Source organism: Bacteroides parvus (assembly GCF_017309675.2).
Classification (GTDB): Bacteria; Bacteroidota; Bacteroidia; order Bacteroidales; family Bacteroidaceae; genus Bacteroides; species Bacteroides uniformis.
In genome coordinates this window covers 2,783,642-2,802,566 of sequence record NZ_CP084680.1, presented here as the reverse complement: position 1 = coordinate 2,802,566, position 18,925 = coordinate 2,783,642, and the positions used below count along the sequence as shown (strand labels likewise).

Annotated in this window: 14 protein-coding genes and 1 pseudogene; 6 read left to right on the top strand and 9 right to left on the bottom strand. The window is 45.6% G+C overall.

The genetic code is table 11. The annotated features are described in order from the left end of the window. Positions 1-79: 79 nt before the first annotated feature. Positions 80-466 carry a plasmid mobilization protein gene (locus JXR92_RS11250; protein ID WP_007835290.1) on the bottom strand — a complete coding sequence of 129 codons (387 nt, stop codon included), beginning with the start codon at positions 464-466 and terminating at the stop codon, positions 80-82. Positions 467-1,342: 876 nt separating this feature from the next. On the opposite strand from JXR92_RS11250, the gene JXR92_RS11245 reads away from it, so the two are divergent. Next, on the top strand, positions 1,343-1,555 hold the full coding sequence (locus tag JXR92_RS11245; RefSeq protein ID WP_055298187.1) for a hypothetical protein: 213 nt from the start codon (positions 1,343-1,345) through the stop codon (positions 1,553-1,555). 91 nt (positions 1,556-1,646) lie between these two features. Here the strand turns inward: JXR92_RS11245 and JXR92_RS11240 are convergent, their stop codons facing one another. Together JXR92_RS11240 and ppdK are read right to left on the bottom strand one after the other, a co-directional pair. Continuing rightward, positions 1,647-3,143: a tyrosine-type recombinase/integrase gene (locus JXR92_RS11240; protein ID WP_055298185.1), complete on the bottom strand. Its 1,497-nt coding sequence runs from the start codon at positions 3,141-3,143 to the stop codon at positions 1,647-1,649. Positions 3,144-3,344: 201 nt separating this feature from the next. Continuing rightward, complete coding sequence (ppdK, locus tag JXR92_RS11235) at positions 3,345-6,068, bottom strand: pyruvate, phosphate dikinase (RefSeq protein WP_117976624.1); 2,724 nt, start codon at positions 6,066-6,068, stop codon at positions 3,345-3,347. A 204-nt stretch (positions 6,069-6,272) separates the two neighbouring features. Between ppdK and rlmD the strand changes: the two genes are divergently transcribed. After that, positions 6,273-7,694, top strand: coding sequence for a 23S rRNA (uracil(1939)-C(5))-methyltransferase RlmD (rlmD, locus tag JXR92_RS11230; RefSeq protein WP_138345470.1), 1,422 nt, complete (start codon positions 6,273-6,275; stop codon positions 7,692-7,694). Positions 7,695-7,754: 60 nt separating this feature from the next. Beyond that, complete coding sequence (locus JXR92_RS11225) at positions 7,755-8,666, top strand: RluA family pseudouridine synthase (RefSeq protein WP_117600531.1); 912 nt, start codon at positions 7,755-7,757, stop codon at positions 8,664-8,666. Positions 8,667-8,732: 66 nt separating this feature from the next. On the opposite strand, the gene JXR92_RS11220 is transcribed toward JXR92_RS11225, so the two are convergent. From JXR92_RS11220 to JXR92_RS11195, 6 genes and pseudogenes are all read right to left on the bottom strand, one after another. Continuing rightward, a complete protein-coding gene (locus JXR92_RS11220; RefSeq protein WP_131226110.1) occupies positions 8,733-9,137 on the bottom strand; it encodes a hypothetical protein in 405 nt (134 codons plus the stop codon). Between the two features lie 5 nt (positions 9,138-9,142). After that, a complete protein-coding gene (locus tag JXR92_RS11215; RefSeq protein ID WP_117703950.1) occupies positions 9,143-9,562 on the bottom strand; it encodes a hypothetical protein in 420 nt (139 codons plus the stop codon). Between the two features lie 57 nt (positions 9,563-9,619). Further along, a complete protein-coding gene (gene araJ / locus JXR92_RS11210) occupies positions 9,620-10,762 on the bottom strand; it encodes an MFS transporter AraJ (protein ID WP_117600532.1) in 1,143 nt (380 codons plus the stop codon). A 104-nt stretch (positions 10,763-10,866) separates the two neighbouring features. Then, entirely contained in the window at positions 10,867-11,736 is an 870-nt protein-coding gene (locus JXR92_RS11205; protein WP_138345472.1) for an aldose 1-epimerase family protein, read from the bottom strand. Between the two features lie 16 nt (positions 11,737-11,752). Next, positions 11,753-12,081: pseudogene (locus tag JXR92_RS11200) on the bottom strand (PAS domain-containing protein). A 93-nt stretch (positions 12,082-12,174) separates the two neighbouring features. Then, complete coding sequence (locus JXR92_RS11195) at positions 12,175-13,257, bottom strand: hypothetical protein (RefSeq protein WP_138345474.1); 1,083 nt, start codon at positions 13,255-13,257, stop codon at positions 12,175-12,177. A 270-nt stretch (positions 13,258-13,527) separates the two neighbouring features. Between JXR92_RS11195 and JXR92_RS11190 the strand changes: the two genes are divergently transcribed. Genes JXR92_RS11190 through JXR92_RS11180 form a run of 3 tightly spaced genes read left to right on the top strand, consistent with a single transcriptional unit; the run spans position 13,528 to position 18,834 of the window. Further along, a complete protein-coding gene (locus JXR92_RS11190) occupies positions 13,528-14,157 on the top strand; it encodes an HU family DNA-binding protein (RefSeq protein ID WP_138345476.1) in 630 nt (209 codons plus the stop codon). Between the two features lie 27 nt (positions 14,158-14,184). Beyond that, positions 14,185-15,396 (top strand): exonuclease SbcCD subunit D, encoded by a 1,212-nt coding sequence (locus JXR92_RS11185; RefSeq protein WP_138345478.1) that lies wholly within the window; start codon positions 14,185-14,187, stop codon positions 15,394-15,396. A gap of 15 nt (positions 15,397-15,411) precedes the next feature. Next, positions 15,412-18,834: an AAA family ATPase gene (locus JXR92_RS11180; protein ID WP_138345480.1), complete on the top strand. Its 3,423-nt coding sequence runs from the start codon at positions 15,412-15,414 to the stop codon at positions 18,832-18,834. Positions 18,835-18,925: the final 91 nt, after the last annotated feature.

Genomic DNA, 18,925 nt, shown 5'->3' with positions numbered 1-18,925 from the left:
CCGAAATACTTCAAGCTCATTAATCTACGGTTACGCAATAATAATATCTGAAATGATTGAATATCGTGTAGTCTGCAATTCAGATTCTGACAGCTTTCTGTGTCAGAGAATCAAGGTCTTTCTTTATTCGATTCAATGTTTCCTGAGTTTCAAGAATAACCGGTAACAGAACTTCCTGAATATAGCTGGGTGTGAGTAAACCGGCTACCGCAAGCTCATTGGCACGTTTAACCGACTGATTAAGGTTTCCTCCAGCCCAGGAAAGTTCATTCTGATATTTCCGGTAAAACAAACCCAAATCATTCATCAGTTCGAGCTGCCTTTTGGTACCAATATTTGAATACTCTGCCAATGCCGAGCGTATATAATGGCTCACAGATGAATAGGTGGCAGATTTCTCCTTAAACTGTTGTACTTCCTCCGGTGTCATTCTTACCTTGATGTACTTGTTTCTCTGATTCTTCATGCTTGAATACATTGGTGGTTAGGTTTCCCGGACCATCTTTCGCCATGCGAAACAGCGGCCTGCCGCTCCGATGCGCCAGCATTCGGCAAGTTACTTTTGTGAGTACGAAACGGAGTTTTGTGGCCACAAAAGTACAACTTGCTTGGAAAACTCTGCACGTCAGAACAATACCTTCCGGGAATGATTATTACACCCAAATTTACCAGAGAAAGCCGTTGCAAACCGAAATCAACAACACAATTCTTTGGAGGCATATTCCTGTTAACCATGTGCTGTAGCATCCGATTGTCTTGGAATATCCATATAGCGGAATATTGTTGTATAGAGTCCTAAAACTTATCAAACTAATTTTCGTGTATTCAGAAATAGATGCTATAAGTATTATTCAATTTTAGAACAATACGAATCTCAGTAATCAGAAAATAATGTTGCGATATATATGGTTTGATAAACCAAAGTTTCAAAAACACAGAAGATGTAGTTATCTGGGATAAATGGCTATTGTTCTCATAAAACCTATATCCAATATAATATGTAGTCCCGATACCATGATAGCATGATAAAAGTAACCTGCTTATCTAAGTTATTGGAATCCCAATAAAAGGGAAAATATAATTATGTAGCTAATTCAGCTGATGAAATGGCTATCAGGAAATCTTATTTTATCTGAACTGTATTGCAGAAACATTCAGGTAGAATAACCCTGTAATCAGAGTCTGAAGATACCTTGTTATCATGGTTATATAACACAGATAATCAGTAAAAAATCTACTCGAATAACAAGAAAATAGTGCTGCGCAAATTTTCGTATCTCATTGATTCTTAGTATATTTATATAATTAATAAGCTATTATATATCACTAAATATTACACGTTATGTTTGAATTGTTGTTGATTATATATCTGCTGCCGGTACTTATTATCGGTATGCTACTCCTAAAACTGGTATTCTGGCTTTTAAGGATTGTCATACGTTTGACTATATGGCTGGTTAAGAAAACCTTCATACTTATATGGAAGCTCATCGTACTCGTTTTTGCCATACTTATAGGTCGTGAAGTATTGCCCTGGAATCAACCGGACAAATAGAAAGAACCGCACTAATATGAGAAATGGTGCGGTTCTGATAAAGATAAGTAGAATCCTCCCTTTGCGTTAATGGCTTGTTCAGGTTTTCCGATTACATGAATCCTTTTCCCTTGCTTCTTTCATACACAACTTCTTTCTTGGAATCACAATTCATAAGACGGAACTGAACCATACATCCGGTAGGAATATCCTTAGGTAACTGTTCAACCAGTCTGTCAATAACCTGGTCCACATTACTGAAACCAATATCTGTTATTTCACCGATAACATCACCTTTGAAATACGCACGGCCATAGATCATCATCTTCTTGGTGATACGGAACAATTTGTCTGCCGGTGTCTCGAAGTCACGTGCCTTGCCTTGCTTGCTCTTCTTGCTGCTGAAGAAAATGAAGTCAATCACTTTGGCATTGAGTTCCCAGGCAGGAGTGAAGTCTATCTTGACATAGCCTCTTGTAATATTCAGTCCATGACTGTGGTTCATACCGAAAGCAACCTCATACAGATTGGCATCACAGTCATTTTGAGCAATAGTAGCCCATGTATGACGGAAAGTATAATAACAGTAGTAATCCTCCTTCTTCATTCCCATATCAGCACATATCTTTCTGATTCCAATGTTTACGTTGGCATTGAAACTATCCGGATTGCTGTAACGCTTATGGAATTTGAAAAGATATTCATCATTCTCGTCTGAAAGATACTTGTCAAATGTAGGCTGAATGAATGGTTCCACACGCATTTCAATATAGGCTTCATCTTTCCTGCTATGCTTTGTCTTAGCTCTTTTATATCCGATAATTCCATCTTTATAGTTTTCTTTTTTAAGCTCAAAAATATCTACGGTGTTTATTCCGCCAAGACACAAGGATAGGAGTGCCACGTCTCTTCCCAGTTCTGGAAGAGAGGAAATCATTTTAGTTTCTGGTAGTGGGCGATTGAAAAACTCCCTACATGCCTCTGCACTGATGGCTCTTTGAACTGTACTGTCAGATTTTGGAATGGATACTTTTAACCAAGGATTGTATTTGATTCGCACGATACCACGTTCTTCATCGTTCAGCTCTATAAGTGCCCTTTTGAATATCTGTCTTAAACAAGTCGGGTACATTTCTTTCGCCCTGTTCGTCAACGAAAGGCTATTAATCCATCTTGTTAAAACAGAAGAAGACAAGTGAGTAAACATCACTCTGGTTGTTCCCAAATATCTTTCGAGGTGGTTTACAGCCAGGCGATAATTCTTAGCATTACGTTCATGTCCTTCAGAGGCCATACGGTTAATGAACTTTGTTGCATAGTCACTAAAGCATACTTCCATATCAGAGTTCATTAAGTATTCTATTAATTCTGTTACAGAGTATCCTGACACATCTTTACGATTTACCAATTCTGTATAACGAAGTATTTCCTGTGCACAATATTTATTTATGACAGCATCCTTAATCTCTCCAGATTTGGATAGCTGTTTGTCAGTAACGAATTTATCAGTCTTAATATACCCTGATTTTGAACGATGAAGTACTCGAATGTACACTTGGTAAAAGCCGTCAGCTCGCTTATACCTTACAATAGTCTTAAATGTTGCCATACCTTATTGATTTACAGTTGTTTTACTTTTGTAAGTTCTTTGTAAGCGTACCCTCTCAGTTTAGTAAGCTATTTGTAAGCAAGTACCGTTTATTTGGCTCATTTTTTGCGGACAAATGCACGAACCGCCTAAAAACAACTTAGGCTGTAATGTCTGAAAAACAGTCCATTACAGCCTAAATCAATGATTATCTTATACTATTTATGCTTCCTCTATTGCAGCCTGTGCCGCAGCCAGACGTGCAATGGGCACACGGAACGGAGAACAGCTGACATAATTCAAGCCGACTCTATGGCAGAACTTCACAGAAGAAGGTTCACCTCCATGCTCGCCGCAAATACCGCACTTCAAGTCCGGACGGATAGCACGTCCCTTTTCAGTAGCCATACGCACCAACTGTCCTACACCATTCTGGTCGAGTACCTGGAACGGGTCTACTTTCAGAATCTTCTTCTCCAGATAAATCGGGAGGAAGGAAGCGATATCGTCGCGTGAATAACCAAATGTCATCTGAGTCAAGTCGTTCGTACCAAATGAGAAGAACTCGGCAGAGGAAGCAATGCGGTCGGCAGTCAAGGCGGCACGCGGAATCTCAATCATTGTACCTACTTTGAAGTCGATGCTGTCACCCACTTCTTCAAACAACTGGGCAGCCTCAGCACGAATCACTTCTTCCTGCTGCTTGAACTCATACAAGATGCCGGTCAGAGGCACCATGATTTCAGGATGGGTTTCAACGCCTTCCTTCTTCAATTCCAAAGCAGCGCCCAGGATAGCACGCGTCTGCATCTGCGTAATTTCAGGATATGTATTTCCCAAACGGCAACCACGATGACCCAACATCGGATTATGCTCACAAAGCGCCTCAACACGTTGCTGGATATACTGGAGGCTTACACCCATCGTATCTGCCATTTCCTGCTGTCCCTTCAGGTCATGGGGAACAAACTCATGCAAAGGAGGGTCGAGCAGACGTACAGTCACCGGACAACCAGCCATTGCCTTGAAGATACCCTTGAAGTCAGCTTGCTGGTAAGGTAGAATCTTAGCCAAAGCCTTGCGACGTCCTTCGGCGTTTTCTGCCAGAATCATCTCGCGCATGGCTTTAATCTTCTCGCCTTCGAAGAACATGTGCTCCGTACGGCAAAGGCCGATACCCACCGCACCAAAATTGCGTGCCACTTCTGCATCATGAGGAGTATCCGCATTGGTACGAACCTGCAGCTTCGTATATTTGTCTGCCAAATCCATCAGTTCCGCAAAGTCACCGGACAGCTCAGCCGCTTTTGTTTCCACCTTGTCTTTATATACTTCACCAGTGCTTCCGTTCAAGGAGATATAGTCACCTTCTTTCAACAGTACACCATCCACTTCCACTGTACGCGCCTTGTAGTCTATGTTCAAGGCACCGGCACCGGATACACAGCACTTACCCATACCACGAGCAACCACTGCCGCATGAGAAGTCATACCGCCGCGGGCAGTCAGGATACCTTCGGCAACTGTCATACCTGCCAAATCTTCCGGAGAAGTCTCAATACGTACCATCACCACACGCTTGCCGGCAGCATGCCATTCGGCAGCATCATCGGCAAAGAATACGATTTGTCCCGTAGCGGCACCCGGAGAAGCGGGAAGACCACGGGTCAATACCTTGGCTTGCTTCAGAGCTGTCTTGTCAAATACCGGGTGGAGCAGTTCGTCCAACTTATTGGGCTCACAACGCATCAATGCAGTCTTTTCGTCAATCATACCTTGATGGAGCAAATCCATGGCAATCTTCACCATAGCGGCTCCGGTACGCTTACCGTTACGGGTCTGGAGGAACCAGAGTTTACCCTCTTGTACAGTGAACTCCATATCCTGCATATCACGGTAGTGATTTTCGAGCTTCGTCTGCAAAGCATCCAACTCCTTATAGATTTCCGGCATAGCCTCCTCCATGGAAGGATATTTGCTGACACGTTCTTCTTCGCTTACACCGGCCAATTCAGCCCAACGTTGAGAACCGATTTTTGTAATCTGTTGCGGAGTACGGATACCGGCAACCACGTCTTCGCCTTGTGCATTAATCAAATACTCACCGTTGAAAAGGTCTTCACCGGTAGCAGCATCTCGGCTAAAGCAAACACCCGTGGCAGAGCTCTCGCCCATATTACCGAATACCATAGCCTGAACGCTTACGGCAGTACCCCATTCGTCAGGAATTCCTTCCATCTTACGATACAAGATGGCGCGTTCGTTCATCCAAGAGTTGAATACGGCACAAACGGCACCCCACAACTGCTCGTAAGCACAAGTCGGGAAGTCTTTCCCTGTTTGTTCTTTTACGGCAGCCTTGAACTTCTTCACGAGTTCCTTAAGGTCTTCCACCTCAAGCTCGTTGTCCAGCTTCACGCCTTTAGCATGTTTCACATCTTCTATAATAGCCTCGAACGGGTCTACATCTTCCTTGTTCACCGGCTTCATACCCAGCACCACGTCGCCATACATCTGCACGAAACGACGGTAAGAGTCCCATGCAAAGCGTGCATTGCCCGTCTTGCGCGTCAAGCCTTCCACCACTTCGTCATTCAAGCCAAGATTCAGGATAGTGTCCATCATGCCCGGCATGGAAGCGCGTGCACCCGAACGAACGGAAACCAGCAACGGATTCTCCACATCACCGAATTTGGAACGCATCAGTGTTTCCACATGAGCGATGGCTTGTTCAACTTCGTTCTTCAACAGAGCAACGACTTTATCCTGCCCCATTTCATAATATTCCGTACAAACTTCTGTCGTTATTGTAAAGCCCGGAGGAACCGGAACTCCTATAAGGTTCATTTCTGCAAGGTTGGCACCTTTCCCACCCAAAAGGTTTCTCATATCGGCCTTTCCTTCTGCCTGACCGTTACCAAAGGTATAAACTCTTTTTTTGTCCATAATATAAATTTAAAGTTTTTGATAGTGATTTTCTCTTTTCTGTTCGCAAATCTAAGTATATTTCGCAGACTAGAAAACTTTTTCAGAAAAAACTTTATGCTAAAATGCAATTTCGACATTGCAATCTTTAATATTTCATTTCATAGAGAGAAATCCCGAAAAAATGTCTATTTTTGCCGAAGAATTTATTAGATTGGTGTAAAAGTGGCAAGAAAGAGAAAAGAACTTCCCCTACTGGAGAAGGTGACAATTACGGATGTGGCTGCCGAAGGAAAAGCCATCGCAAAAGTCAATGATTTGGTGATTTTCGTACCATATGTCGTCCCCGGCGATGTAGTTGACCTGCAAATTAAGAGAAAAAAGCATCATTATGCTGAAGCCGAAGCTGTGAAATTCCATGAATATTCGGCAGTACGGGCAGTTCCATTCTGCCAACATTATGGTGTATGCGGCGGTTGTAAATGGCAGGTTCTCCCCTATTCCGAGCAAATCAAGTATAAGCAAAAACAAGTAACGGACAACCTCACCCGCATCGGCAAAATAGAATTACCGGAAATTTCTCCGATATTAGGTTCAGAAAAAACTCAGTTCTACCGGAATAAACTGGAGTACACTTTTTCCAACAAACGTTGGCTGACGACAGAAGAGATTCAGCAGAATGTAGTGTACGAACAGATGAATGCCGTAGGCTTCCATATTCCCAATGCTTTCGATAAAGTGCTTGCCATAGAGAAGTGCTGGCTGCAGGACGATATATCCAACCGCATCCGCAATGCAGTACGCGACTATGCCTACCAGCACAACTATTCCTTTATCAACCTGCGCACGCACGAAGGAATGCTACGCAATATGATTGTGCGTACCTCTACCACCGGCGAACTGATGGTAATCCTCATCTGCAAGATAGAGAAAGAGGAGGAAATGGCTCTGTTCAAGCAAATGCTGCAATACATAGCAGATACATTCCCCGAAATCACTTCCCTGTTATACATTATTAATAATAAGTGCAACGATACCATCACCGACCTCGAGGTACACACCTTCAAAGGGAAAGACCACATCTTCGAGGAAATGGAGGGACTGCGCTTCAAGGTAGGTCCCAAATCTTTCTATCAGACCAACTCCAAGCAAGCCTACAACCTCTACAAAGTAGCGCGCAACTTTGCCGGACTAACCGGTAACGAGCTTGTTTATGACCTTTATACCGGCACGGGCACCATTGCCAATTTCGTATCCAAGCAAGCACGCCAGGTAATCGGCATAGAATATGTGCCCGAAGCCATTGAAGACGCCAAGGTCAATGCCGAGATTAACGGAATCAAAAATACATTGTTCTTTGCCGGAGACATGAAAGACATGCTGACACAAGACTTCATCAGCCAATACGGCCGTCCCGATGTCATCATCACCGACCCTCCCCGTGCCGGAATGCACCAGGATGTAGTGGATGTCATTCTGTTTGCCGAGCCCAAACGCATCGTATATGTCAGTTGTAATCCGGCTACGCAGGCGCGCGACCTGCAACTGCTCGATGCGAAATATAAAGTAAAGGCCGTTCAACCGGTAGATATGTTCCCGCACACCCACCATGTGGAAAACGTAGTATTATTGGAATTAAAAAATTGAAAGTCCAAGTCGTTTTCAATCCTAAATTGTAAATTGTCTAATCGTAAATAAAAACCAGTCGTGGCAAAAGAAAAAATTACAGCAAGGGCCCGTGCACAATATACGGACTACATGGTGAAGGAACCGATGGAGCTCATGGAGTTTCTGGCAGCTAAAATGCCGGATGCCAGCCGCACCAAGCTGAAATCATTGCTGAGCAAACGCATTATATATGTGGACAGCGTTATCACTACACAATACAATTTTCCCCTGAAACCGGGTATGAAAGTACAAATCAGCCGTGAGAAGGGACGTAAAGAGTTCAACCATAAACTGATGAAGATTGTATACGAAGATGCCTATATCATCGTGATAGAGAAGATGCAGGGTTTGCTGTCCGTCAACACTGACCGGCAAAAGGAACGTACCGCCTATACCATCTTGAATGAATACGTGCAACGCTCGGGCAAGCAGCACCGTGTACACATCGTGCACCGCCTGGACCGTGACACCTCCGGCTTGATGATGTTTGCCAAAGACGAGAAGACCCAACGTACACTACGCGATAACTGGCATGACATTGTAACAGACCGGCGATACGTAGCCGTAGTGGTCGGCGAGATGGAAAAAGATGCAGGAACCGTGGTTTCTTGGTTGACGGACCGCAAGTTGTATGTATATTCAAGTCCGACAGATGACGGGGGACAAGAATCCATTACGCATTACCGTACCATCAAACGAGCCAATGGATACTCTCTCGTTGAACTGAACCTGGAAACGGGACGAAAAAACCAGATACGTGTACACATGCAGGATTTGGGGCATCCCATTATCGGCGACGGACGCTATGGACTGGAAGACGTAAATCCTATCGGACGCTTGGCTCTGCATGCTTTCAAACTCTGTTTCTATCATCCCGTCACGGGAGAACTGATGCGGTTTGAAACACCTTATCCGGGAGAGTTCAAGAAGCTGGTCTTGAAGAATAAGTAGAAGATTTCTTATAAAAAATGTTCCCTATACAATGAGTATAGGGAACATACAAATAATCCTATTTTTTTATTCCATATATAATGTGAAATTAAAACCCGGAGAATCATCCGAAAAGAAGAATGTACCCCATAGCTGATTACCACTGACTCTGACATCATCCATATAAGAAATGCCACCATATCTGCCATAATCTAATACAAGGTTTCTACTATAACTATCTTCCCACCACCATTGAAAACGGAATGAATCACAATATTCCCCATTGCGATAACGTTGAACTTCTTCTCCGAAACCATCTGCCCCGAAAGAAAATGTACTAATCACCGACATACCAAAGTCATCCAACATGCCTACATCGCCTGTCCATGAACGACCGATAATAGTAGAATCCACTACATCTTGATCGTCTTCACAAGAAGACAAGCCTATACATAGGACAGACAGCAAGAACAACTGCACCAAAAACTTCATAACCTTCATTTATTTATATAATTTGCATCTGTCAACATCACAACTTTTCCTTCTATCTTACCGGAAAGATAATGGTCACGCACCCATACATTCTCAAAGTATTTCACTTTACCATCTGCAAAAGTCAACTTCAAAGTCTCTTTGCTATCATCTGTCCAACGCCAATTAAACTCCCGATCATAAGTCACTTTACCGTCCGTAGTGTAAGTTGTGGATACTTCCTGCCCCTTGTTATCTTTCTTATAAAATCTTAGTTGATACGCACCAGTCACAACACCATCACTTTCGTAATCTTCAACCCATGTTCTTTCACACAATTTGTCGTCACTATTCTGCATAGTATAATACACATCATCCCCACAAGACGCCAGTCCAATCGTAAATACACACAACAGCAATATCTTCACATAATTCAAAGTCTTCATAAGTTATCGAGTTTAGTTAATACTTGTGGACAAACATACACAAAAAAAATGAAACACTTAATACTTAGCCTGGAATTTCTTGTAGAAGACAAGGAATAAAATAAATCCCATCAGTGCAAACGGTACGCCTGCCAATGCGGGATAACGGTATCCTCCACTCAAGGCAAGACCTCCGATATAGGCTCCGATAGCATTCCCCAAATTGAAAGCCATCTGCACACAAGCGCCTCCCAACATTTCTCCTCCAGGGGCCACACGAATCATCAACACCTGCTCCGGACTGGAGACGGCAAACAAACCTGCCGTACAGAGTGTCATCAATATCGCCGAACACCACGGATGGGGCGAAAGTAAAAATGTCAATAATAAAATAACACATATCATCCCTTGCACCACCGTACCGACCTTCCCCGGAGTGTACCGGTCGGACATGCGCCCACTGACCAGATTACCGACAACCATTCCGAATCCTGCCAGTACCATCAGTGCCGTAATGCTGTCCGCACTAAAACCGGAAACCTCAGTCAGCAACGGGGTGATGTAGCTATACCAGCAGAATACGCCACCGTTACCCAAAGCCGTAGCTCCCAATATGAGCCACGGCGCCGGCTTCTTCAAAAAACGGAACTGTCCTTTAAATCCCGTATCTTTCAGTCCTTCGACCTGCGGTACCCAACGCCAAATATAGTACAATGTTATCAATCCCCAGGCACCTACCAGCAGAAACGTGGCACGCCAAGACAGTGTATGGCTCAACGAAGTCCCCAACGGCACCCCAAACAGATTGGCCACAGTCATTCCCGCTATCATAATTGAAACCGCCTCCGAGCTTTTCCCCTTATCAGCCAATTTTCCCGCAACAATGGAAGCCACCCCAAAATAAGCGCCATGAGGAAGCCCGGAAACAAAACGTCCCAACAGCAAGACCCAATAATTGGGTGCCATAGACGCACAAATATTACCCACAATCATTAATGCCATCAAGACCAGCAGAATCTGCTTCAACGGGCGTTTACGGGCCAGGAGCAGCATGGGCGCACCAAAACAAACACCCAACGCATACGCAGAAATGAAATGACCGGCCACGGGAATGCTGATTCCCAAATCAGTAGCCACATAGGGCAAAATACCCATCATCGTAAATTCGGCAATCCCCAGCCCCAATGTACCGAACGCCAATGCAATAAGACTCTTCTTCATACCTTAAAAAACAACCTATATTTTTTACCGGGCGCAAAGATAATGACATTGCATTCTCCAAATAAAAAGGATACCGAATTATTTTCAGTATCCTTCTTCATTTTTTATCTTATATCAATTGTATACCCACCATTAAAGACTTCTCCCGGCGCCAAGTGCTGCATCCAGTCCTTATCCTTATATTCATCCTTATAATGAGCACGGTCACAACGCCCGTACCACGGCTCGATGCAGACAAACGGAGCATTCTTGGCCGGAGGCGACCACAACCCCACCACCGGAGTGTCGAAATACAGACTGAGATAGGGTTTCTTCTCCTTATTATATAATGTAACTTCTTTCACTTGACTGTTTTCCAGAATCAGGGCATCTTTATCAAAGGAGTGGATGTCCAAAGGCAGCAGGCCATCTGTCAACTCAAGCAAATATTCCTTATCCGGAGCGGCACATCCTTTCTCGGAGATAAGGATATAGTGCAAACCTTCCGTCTTATCAAAGCCGAAATATCCACGGTCCGTTGTCTCCGTATCATAGTCCGGGTAATAGAAAGCCGGATGGGCTCCTATCTGGAAGTGCATTTCGCATGTTCCGGTATTGATGACTTTCCAAAGCACCTCAATCTTCTTTTCCTCTATCCGATAGCCTATCTCAAGGCAAAACGGGAAAGGATATTTCTTGCGTGTTTCCTCACTGTCAACCAGTCGATAGCGTACCTCATCTTCCTGTTCAAATATCAATTCAAAATCCATATCGCGGGCAAAACCGTGTTGCGTCAATGCATAGGAAACACCTTCGTGGCGGTATTCATTCTCCCAAACGCTGCCTACAATGGGAAAAAGCACCGGAGAATGCCGTTTCCAGAAAGCAGGGTCTGCCTGCCAAAGATATTCTTTTCCATCACGCAAGATACTGCATAACTCGGCCCCATGCGGGGAGACTTTAATTGTCAGTTCTGAATTAGAAAGTGTTTTCATATCATATATCATTTTGTTATTTTCTCATATAGTGTGGCATCTCTCCGGGTATTTCCATCGAAATCTCCACCAAACCACCGACCACTCCGTCCTGCTTCCATGCTGTCTGATAAATCATTTTCTTAACGCCGTTCTTCTCAATGGTGTAGGCATTCACTCCCCCGTTTCCAGCAGTTCGCGTATCTTGGCTTGCGATTGCGGGTTGTGGCAATCAAAGAGATTCTTGCCTATCAAGTCACCGTGTTTGGCAAACGTACGGCATGCTTTCTCGTTCATATATAGGATGATTCCCTTTGTGTCGCATACAGTTACGGCACAGTTCATTTCATTGACCCATTCGTACATAATTCTTTATTTTTAATTGGCTATTTTCTATGCACTTGAAATACATTTACAGAAAACTCTTCAAAGTCAAATGTCCTTTCCTCTATCGAATTATTATTGCATTAATCCTCCTTCTATGAAGAAAACGACTTCATTCAATCGTTCTTTATTCGATTCTTCATCTTTAAAAATAGCTGGAGTGAAGATTATCCTATCTTGAATCAGATTATCTACCAAATCCCACATGACTTCATGGTACAGCATCACCATTGCCACTTTTTCATTGTCAATACCATATTGGCTTGCTAAGGAGCCACAATTATTCTTTAGTTCCGCACTGATAGAGTTTACCAATTTTTCAGTTATTTGATGAAAGCGGTCTTGCCGTTTCTTTATAATAGGAAATAATACATCTCCATTATCATCTACCAGCCCATAAGGTTTTAACTGAGAAACGAGTTTGGCATCTGTTACTTTTCCAAATTGTGCTATTTCATCAGCACAATGGTCCATAATGTCGTTGTCAGGAGCAATGCCGCTATTGATGTAAGTCAAAATCAAATTCTGTTCCCCGAAACCATTCGTACCGCATGCAAAGCCATTTCTTGATTCGTATAATACCCAGTAACAGCCACTCCAGCTTGTATAATTGTCAACATCCTCAAACAAGACTAACTTTGTCCACATTTTTCCATCCAGAAGGTATGAAAAAACAAGTGAGAGTACATTGTTCTTGAATCCCATTTCACTGATAGTTTGTGCCAATGATATAAAGTCTGCCTTTGTTTTGACATACATGGATTCAGCAATCTCCTTACTTAAGCTTCTTAGAGAATTGGTCTGTTCTTTGTCGAGAATGGGTATAGTAGTTTCCCATTTCTCTTTTGTTTTACTGACAAGTCCACCTACTTCCAATAACAATAATTGGCTATCAGAGCATTTAATACCCATTTCACGAAGTTCGGCTTGAGTACGTGGAGTCCGTAAATTGTATAGTATTTCCCAATTATTATCTGGCGTTACATAGTCTTCGGGCTGATGTCCGTTCACTGCAACAAACTGGGTTGCTTCCCATTCGCTATAAGGTCTTATCGATATTTGTGCTTTAATCATTGTGGTAACGGACAATAAGGTAAACAACAATAATAAGTCCGGATAATGTTTCATATATCGCTTAATTTTAGTTTTGTTCATCATTCATGCACTTCTCTTATGTAACAAAGATAACGTTTTTTTCAATTCCTCTCTCAAACCTATAACAAAAAACTTCCCGACTACCAATAAAAAACTTCCTAACTACTAATAGTAAAGTTTGCAAGTATAGAGATAAAGAATTACCTTCGCCCTTGGTTTGTCTATCCCAAGCCTTGGGATAGAAATCCCCAACCTTGGCATACACATCCGCAACCTTGGGACAAACTCTGTAAGCCCCAATAAACAAACGAACCTCATAACAACGCTACCATCATGGCAGAATACAACATGCAGGAACTGAACCTGCCGGGAGAAGACGGCAAACGCATCCTCTACCCACGAATGAAACTATACGGGCAGGTGAACTTGGAAACCATCACCGAAAAGATAGCATACGCCTCATCCTTCACACGAGGAGACATCATCGGACTGATGCAAGCCATCACCGACGAAATAGCCTACCAAATGGGGCAAGGTTACTCCGTGAAGATTGACAACTTAGGAGTATTCACCCCTGCCCTCGGTCTGCGGCAAGACCGTGAACGGGAGACGGGCGAAGAAGGAGACATCAAGCGAAACGCCGTCAGCATCTGCCTGAAGGACATACATTTCAAGGTGGACAAGGAACTACTGTACCGTACCGCTCGCCATTGCCACCTGAAACGTTCCACCGACAAATTCCAACGCTCCTCACAAGTGTTTTCTCCGCAGGAACGGCTGGAACGGGCAAAAAAATACCTGGAAAAGAACAGCTTCATGACCCAAGCCGACTATTGCCAACTGACCGGCTTATTGAAGTCTGCCGCCTCCCGCGAGTTGCGCGAATGGATAGCCAATCCCGAATCGGGCATCGACTACAAAGGACGAGGAACACACAAGATTTATATTCTAAGGAAACCATAACCCACATCCATTGAAGTAACAAAAACAATGAAAATACTACATACCAGCGACTGGCATCTGGGACACACCCTCTACAACTACGACCGCACCGCCGAGCAGCAATCCTTCCTACGGCAACTCACCCGCATAGTAACCGAAGAGCAGCCCGACGCCATGGTGGTAAGCGGAGATATCTACCACTACTCCTCTCCCGCTGCCGCCACGCAGAAGATGTACACCGACGCCATGCTGAACATCCATCAAGCCTGCCCCGGAATGGCCATCGTAGTCACCGCCGGAAACCACGACAGCAGCTCCAAATTGGAGATAGACAGCAACCTCTGGCAGCACTTCGGCTTGAACGTTGTGGGAAACATCGAACGTACAGCCGAGGAAGTGAATCTGGACAAGCACATCATCGAGATAAACAATGAAAAAAAGGCAATAGGCTACGTCATTGCCGTGCCCCACGTCTATCCGCAAAACTTCCCCCTGCTGGACACTGAAACACCGCGCGACCAACGGCAGGCACGCTTCTTCCAGGCACTGCTGGACGAAGTGAAGAAACGGAATACGGCACAGCTTCCCGTCGTCCTCATGGCCCATCTCTCTATTGAAGGCAGCGACCGTAGCGGGCACGATGAGAGTATCGGCGGAATAGAGTATGTTCCCCTCAGCGCTATGGGAGAAGGGTACGACTACCTGGCACTCGGACACATCCATTGCCCTCAGGACATCAAAGGCAGTCATCACCACGCACGCTATTGCGGCACTCCCCTCTCCGTCAGCTTCGACGAAACCTATCCGCACTCCGTCTCCATCATCGAGTTGGAGAAAGGGGCAGAGCCACAAATCAGTACAAGGGAAATTGAAAATCCGATTCCGCTCGTCACACTTCCCCATGACCCGACACCTTTCGAGGACGCCTTGAAACTGCTGGAAGAATATCCGGAAGAGAAACCTGCATACCTCCGTCTGAACGTGCTGACAAACGGCTACCTGCCACCCGACTGCAACGAAAAAGCCTCGAACGCCGCCAAAGGCAAGGCATGCAAATATTGCTACATCAAGACTACCCGAAAGCGGCAGGCCGACACTGACGAGAGCAAGCATATCTCCATCCAAGAGATGCAGGAAATGTCTCCCCTGGAAATAGCCAGACTCTACTACCGCGAAACCGAAGGAGAAGAGATGGACCCAGAACTTTGCCAGCTGATGGAGACTGTCATGCAAAAAGTGAAAAGCAAGAACAACTCCTAATCATTTGTCCGAACCATGAAACTCCAGAAACTGACCATAAAGAACCTTGCCTCCATAGAAGATGCCGTCATCGACTTTGAGAACGGACCGCTAAGCGAGGAATCCCTTTTCCTTATCTGCGGCGAAACGGGTGCAGGGAAGACAACCATTCTCGACGCCATCTGCCTGGCACTCTACAACGAAACGCCCCGCATGGACCATGCCGAGAACGAAAAATACAAAGACCTGAGCCAGACTTTCTCTGCCAAAAAGGAAGATGTTGCCATCAACGACAGCCGGCAACTGATGCGCCGTAACACCAGTGAAGCATGGACGGAGCTGGAGTTTACCGGCTCAAACGAAATACCCTACACCGCCCGATGGTACGTGGCGCGGGCACACCGCAAGATTTCAGGAGCCGTGCAGGATGTGCGCTGGACACTGGAAAACAATAAAAGCGGCATACAGCTCAACAAAAAGAATGAGATAAAGACGGAAATACAAGCTGCAGTGGGGTTGACCTTCGAACAATTCTGCCGCACCACCATGCTGGCACAAGGCGACTTCACCAAGTTCCTGCAAAGCAAGGAAAGCGAAAAATCGGATATTCTGGAAAAGCTGACCGGTACAAGTATCTACTCCGAAATAGGTGCCGAAATATATGCCGCCACCAAGGAAAGACGGACGGAATACGAAAACCAGAACCGGAAGCTGGAAGGCATCCACATCCTGGCAGAAGAAGAAGTCGCCACAATCAAGGAAGCCATAGCCACGCAAAATGCCGGAGTCAAGGAAGCCAATGAGCAGAAAACCATCGCCCTCGCAAAAAGGGACTGGCTGAAGAAATACTCCGAACTCCTCCTCACCCGTGAACAGCAAAAGAAGATGTGGGAAGGGAAGCAAGCGCAACTGCAATCGGACGAATTCAAACAGAAAGAACTGCTGATTAAGGAATGGAACGCCACCGCCGATGCCCGCAACTGGCTCTCTACCTTGAAACAGCAGCAACAGCAACAACAACAGAACTATGCACAAGCCGGAATGTTAAGAGCATCCTTTACCCGGCTGGACGGAGGAAGCAAGTGGCTATGCGGTTTCCTGAAAGAGCAAGAAGACAAGCTGCATCGTGCCGAGAAGTACTTGCAAAAGCATTCGCCCTTACTGCCCATGTTCGAGCAAAGCCAATCCATCATTACCGGCCTAAAATCCGCACTCGATGCCCAAACACGCATCGACACCTACAACGCGCACCTTGAAAGACTTGCCGCGCAACAACCCGTAAAAGTCAAGGAGCGTACCGACAAGGAAGCTGCCCTCACCCGGAAAGAACAAGAGAACCATACATTGCAAAACGAAATAAACCTCCGGAACAAGCAGCTTGAAACCATGGACCGCCCTGCCCTGCAAGACAAGAAAAACAAACTCGATGCCGGACGGGAGAACCTGCTGCAAGCCTTGAGCGCCTTGTCTTTACTGGCTGAAACGGAAAGGACACTGAACGAGGCAAAGGAAAACGAAAAGGCTTTGAACGCCAAAGTGGAGGCGTGCCAAAAGCAATACGTCCTCCTGCAAACGGCATTCGACAGCAAGAAAACAAGTTATGATGACATCCGCACCCTCTACGACAAGCAAAAGGAAGCCGTAGAAGAGTGGGCAAAGGAAGCACGTTCCCGGCTTGCCGTCGGGGATACTTGCCCCGTGTGCGGACAAGAAATAAAATTGCTTTGCAAAGATGAAGATTTCCAGTCTGTCCTTGCTCCCATACGCACCTCCCTGGAAACAAAAGAGAAAGAATACAAGGAAGCCGAGCAGGCATTGAACAACAACCGGACAGAATCCAAGACCTACGGAACGCTGGCAGAGAATGCCCGTCAGTCCACAGCAAGAGCGCTCCGGAGCTACAACCTTGCCCACGCTGACGCACAAGCCCAATGCGCCCGATGCAACGGCATCGGCCTCTCTACAACCACCGGCGAAACCCTGAAGAAGCTACTGGAAGAGAACAAGCTGGAAGCAGACAAACTGAACGAAAAGCTCACGGAAGTTCAAATGCTCAGCACACAAATCATAGCTCTGCAACGGCAAAAGGACGAATGCCAGAAACATGTGGACGCTGCACGCCAAGCCTTCAACTCTGCCGACAGAGTGCTGAATGAGCTGAAAAACAGCATCGTCAATTACGAGTCGCTCACCGCCAACGAAAAAGAGAACATACGTGCCACCATGGACCACGTCACTCCCCACATCCTCTGGGAAGGATGGAACACGGAATGGGAGAACTCCCCCCTCTCCTTCATTGACCGCCTAACGCAAGCTACGCGCAACTACCAGCTGGCGCAGGAAAAACAAAGAGAACTGAAATCCACCATTGCCCTTATCTACAAAGAGCTGGAAGGGATAAACATCAACAAGGAAAGCATCGATGCCGCATTCCCCGACTGGCGCAACGCACCTGCAGCAACACAGGAAATAGAAATCAAGGACCTGGGGATTGCCTGGAATAATCTGAATACACAAGCAAGCGGACTGAAACAAAGCATATCCTCCACCGCAGAACAAATGGCAAGGCTGCAAAAGGATTTAACCGGGTTCTATGCCGCCAACCCCACTCTCGACGAGGAGCGTATCACCGTCCTATCCGCTTGGTCCGGCTCCCGGATAGAAGCATTGCGTGCCTCATTGCAGACACTTAAAGAGGAAGAAGTAGCTGCATCGACCGCCTTTCATCTGGCCACCGGACAAGTGGAAGAGCACATCGGCCGGAAGCCCGAAATAGAAGAAAACGAAAACCTCGAAACCCTGGATGCACTCATCGCGAATCTCGAAGAAAAGATAACCGCCGGCAACCAATCCATCGGCCAGCAGAAGTTACGCCTGGAAGAAAACACCCGCAACATCGACCGGATAAAGGAAGAAAAGGAACGTGCCGACCGGCTGCGCGAAGAGTATCTGAAGTGGGACCGCCTCTGCCGCCACTTCGGTGACGAACGGGGAAAGAACTTCCGCAACATAGCCCAGAGCTTCGTCTTGAAAGAACTGCTGGCAGGCGCCAATTTCTATCTGCAACGCTTGACCGACCGCTACGAACTGGAGTGCCAGGCCGGTTCGCTCACCATCCTGCTGCGCGACTTCCATCAAGGAGGCTCGGCACGTCCGGCATGCACCTTATCGGGCGGCGAAAGCTTCCTGGTATCTCTGTCGCTTGCCCTCGGGCTTTCTTCCCTCAGCCGCCAAAGCCTCTCGGTAGACACACTGTTCATCGACGAAGGTTTCGGCACACTGAGCAGCGACTACCTGAACACCGTGATGGACACATTGGAAAAACTGCACCGGATGGGTGGCAAGAAGGTAGGCATCATCAGCCACGTGGAAGGACTGAAAGAGCGTATAAAGACCCAGATACAAGTACGGAGAATAGACAGTTCAAGAAGCGAAATAGAAGTAGTGAATACCCTCTAAGCCGGTATCGGGATAAAGAAAACGAATGTTTTTTCGGCTCTTGATAGTACAAGCACCTGCATTATTGTGTATTTTTGCAGTCTCATAAAAA

Coding starts and splice junctions, on each gene's coding strand:
- JXR92_RS11215 (WP_117703950.1), bottom strand. CDS start 9,562: ATGAAGACTTTGAATTATGTGAAGATATTGCTGTTGTGTGTATTTACG.
- JXR92_RS11205 (WP_138345472.1), bottom strand. CDS start 11,736: ATGAAAACACTTTCTAATTCAGAACTGACAATTAAAGTCTCCCCGCAT.
- JXR92_RS11190 (WP_138345476.1), top strand. CDS start 13,528: ATGGCAGAATACAACATGCAGGAACTGAACCTGCCGGGAGAAGACGGC.
- JXR92_RS11180 (WP_138345480.1), top strand. CDS start 15,412: ATGAAACTCCAGAAACTGACCATAAAGAACCTTGCCTCCATAGAAGAT.
- JXR92_RS11250 (WP_007835290.1), bottom strand. CDS start 466: ATGAAGAATCAGAGAAACAAGTACATCAAGGTAAGAATGACACCGGAG.
- araJ (WP_117600532.1), bottom strand. CDS start 10,762: ATGAAGAAGAGTCTTATTGCATTGGCGTTCGGTACATTGGGGCTGGGG.
- ppdK (WP_117976624.1), bottom strand. CDS start 6,068: ATGGACAAAAAAAGAGTTTATACCTTTGGTAACGGTCAGGCAGAAGGA.
- JXR92_RS11240 (WP_055298185.1), bottom strand. CDS start 3,143: ATGGCAACATTTAAGACTATTGTAAGGTATAAGCGAGCTGACGGCTTT.
- JXR92_RS11220 (WP_131226110.1), bottom strand. CDS start 9,137: ATGAAGTTTTTGGTGCAGTTGTTCTTGCTGTCTGTCCTATGTATAGGC.
- JXR92_RS11195 (WP_138345474.1), bottom strand. CDS start 13,257: ATGATGAACAAAACTAAAATTAAGCGATATATGAAACATTATCCGGAC.
- JXR92_RS11185 (WP_138345478.1), top strand. CDS start 14,185: ATGAAAATACTACATACCAGCGACTGGCATCTGGGACACACCCTCTAC.
- JXR92_RS11245 (WP_055298187.1), top strand. CDS start 1,343: ATGTTTGAATTGTTGTTGATTATATATCTGCTGCCGGTACTTATTATC.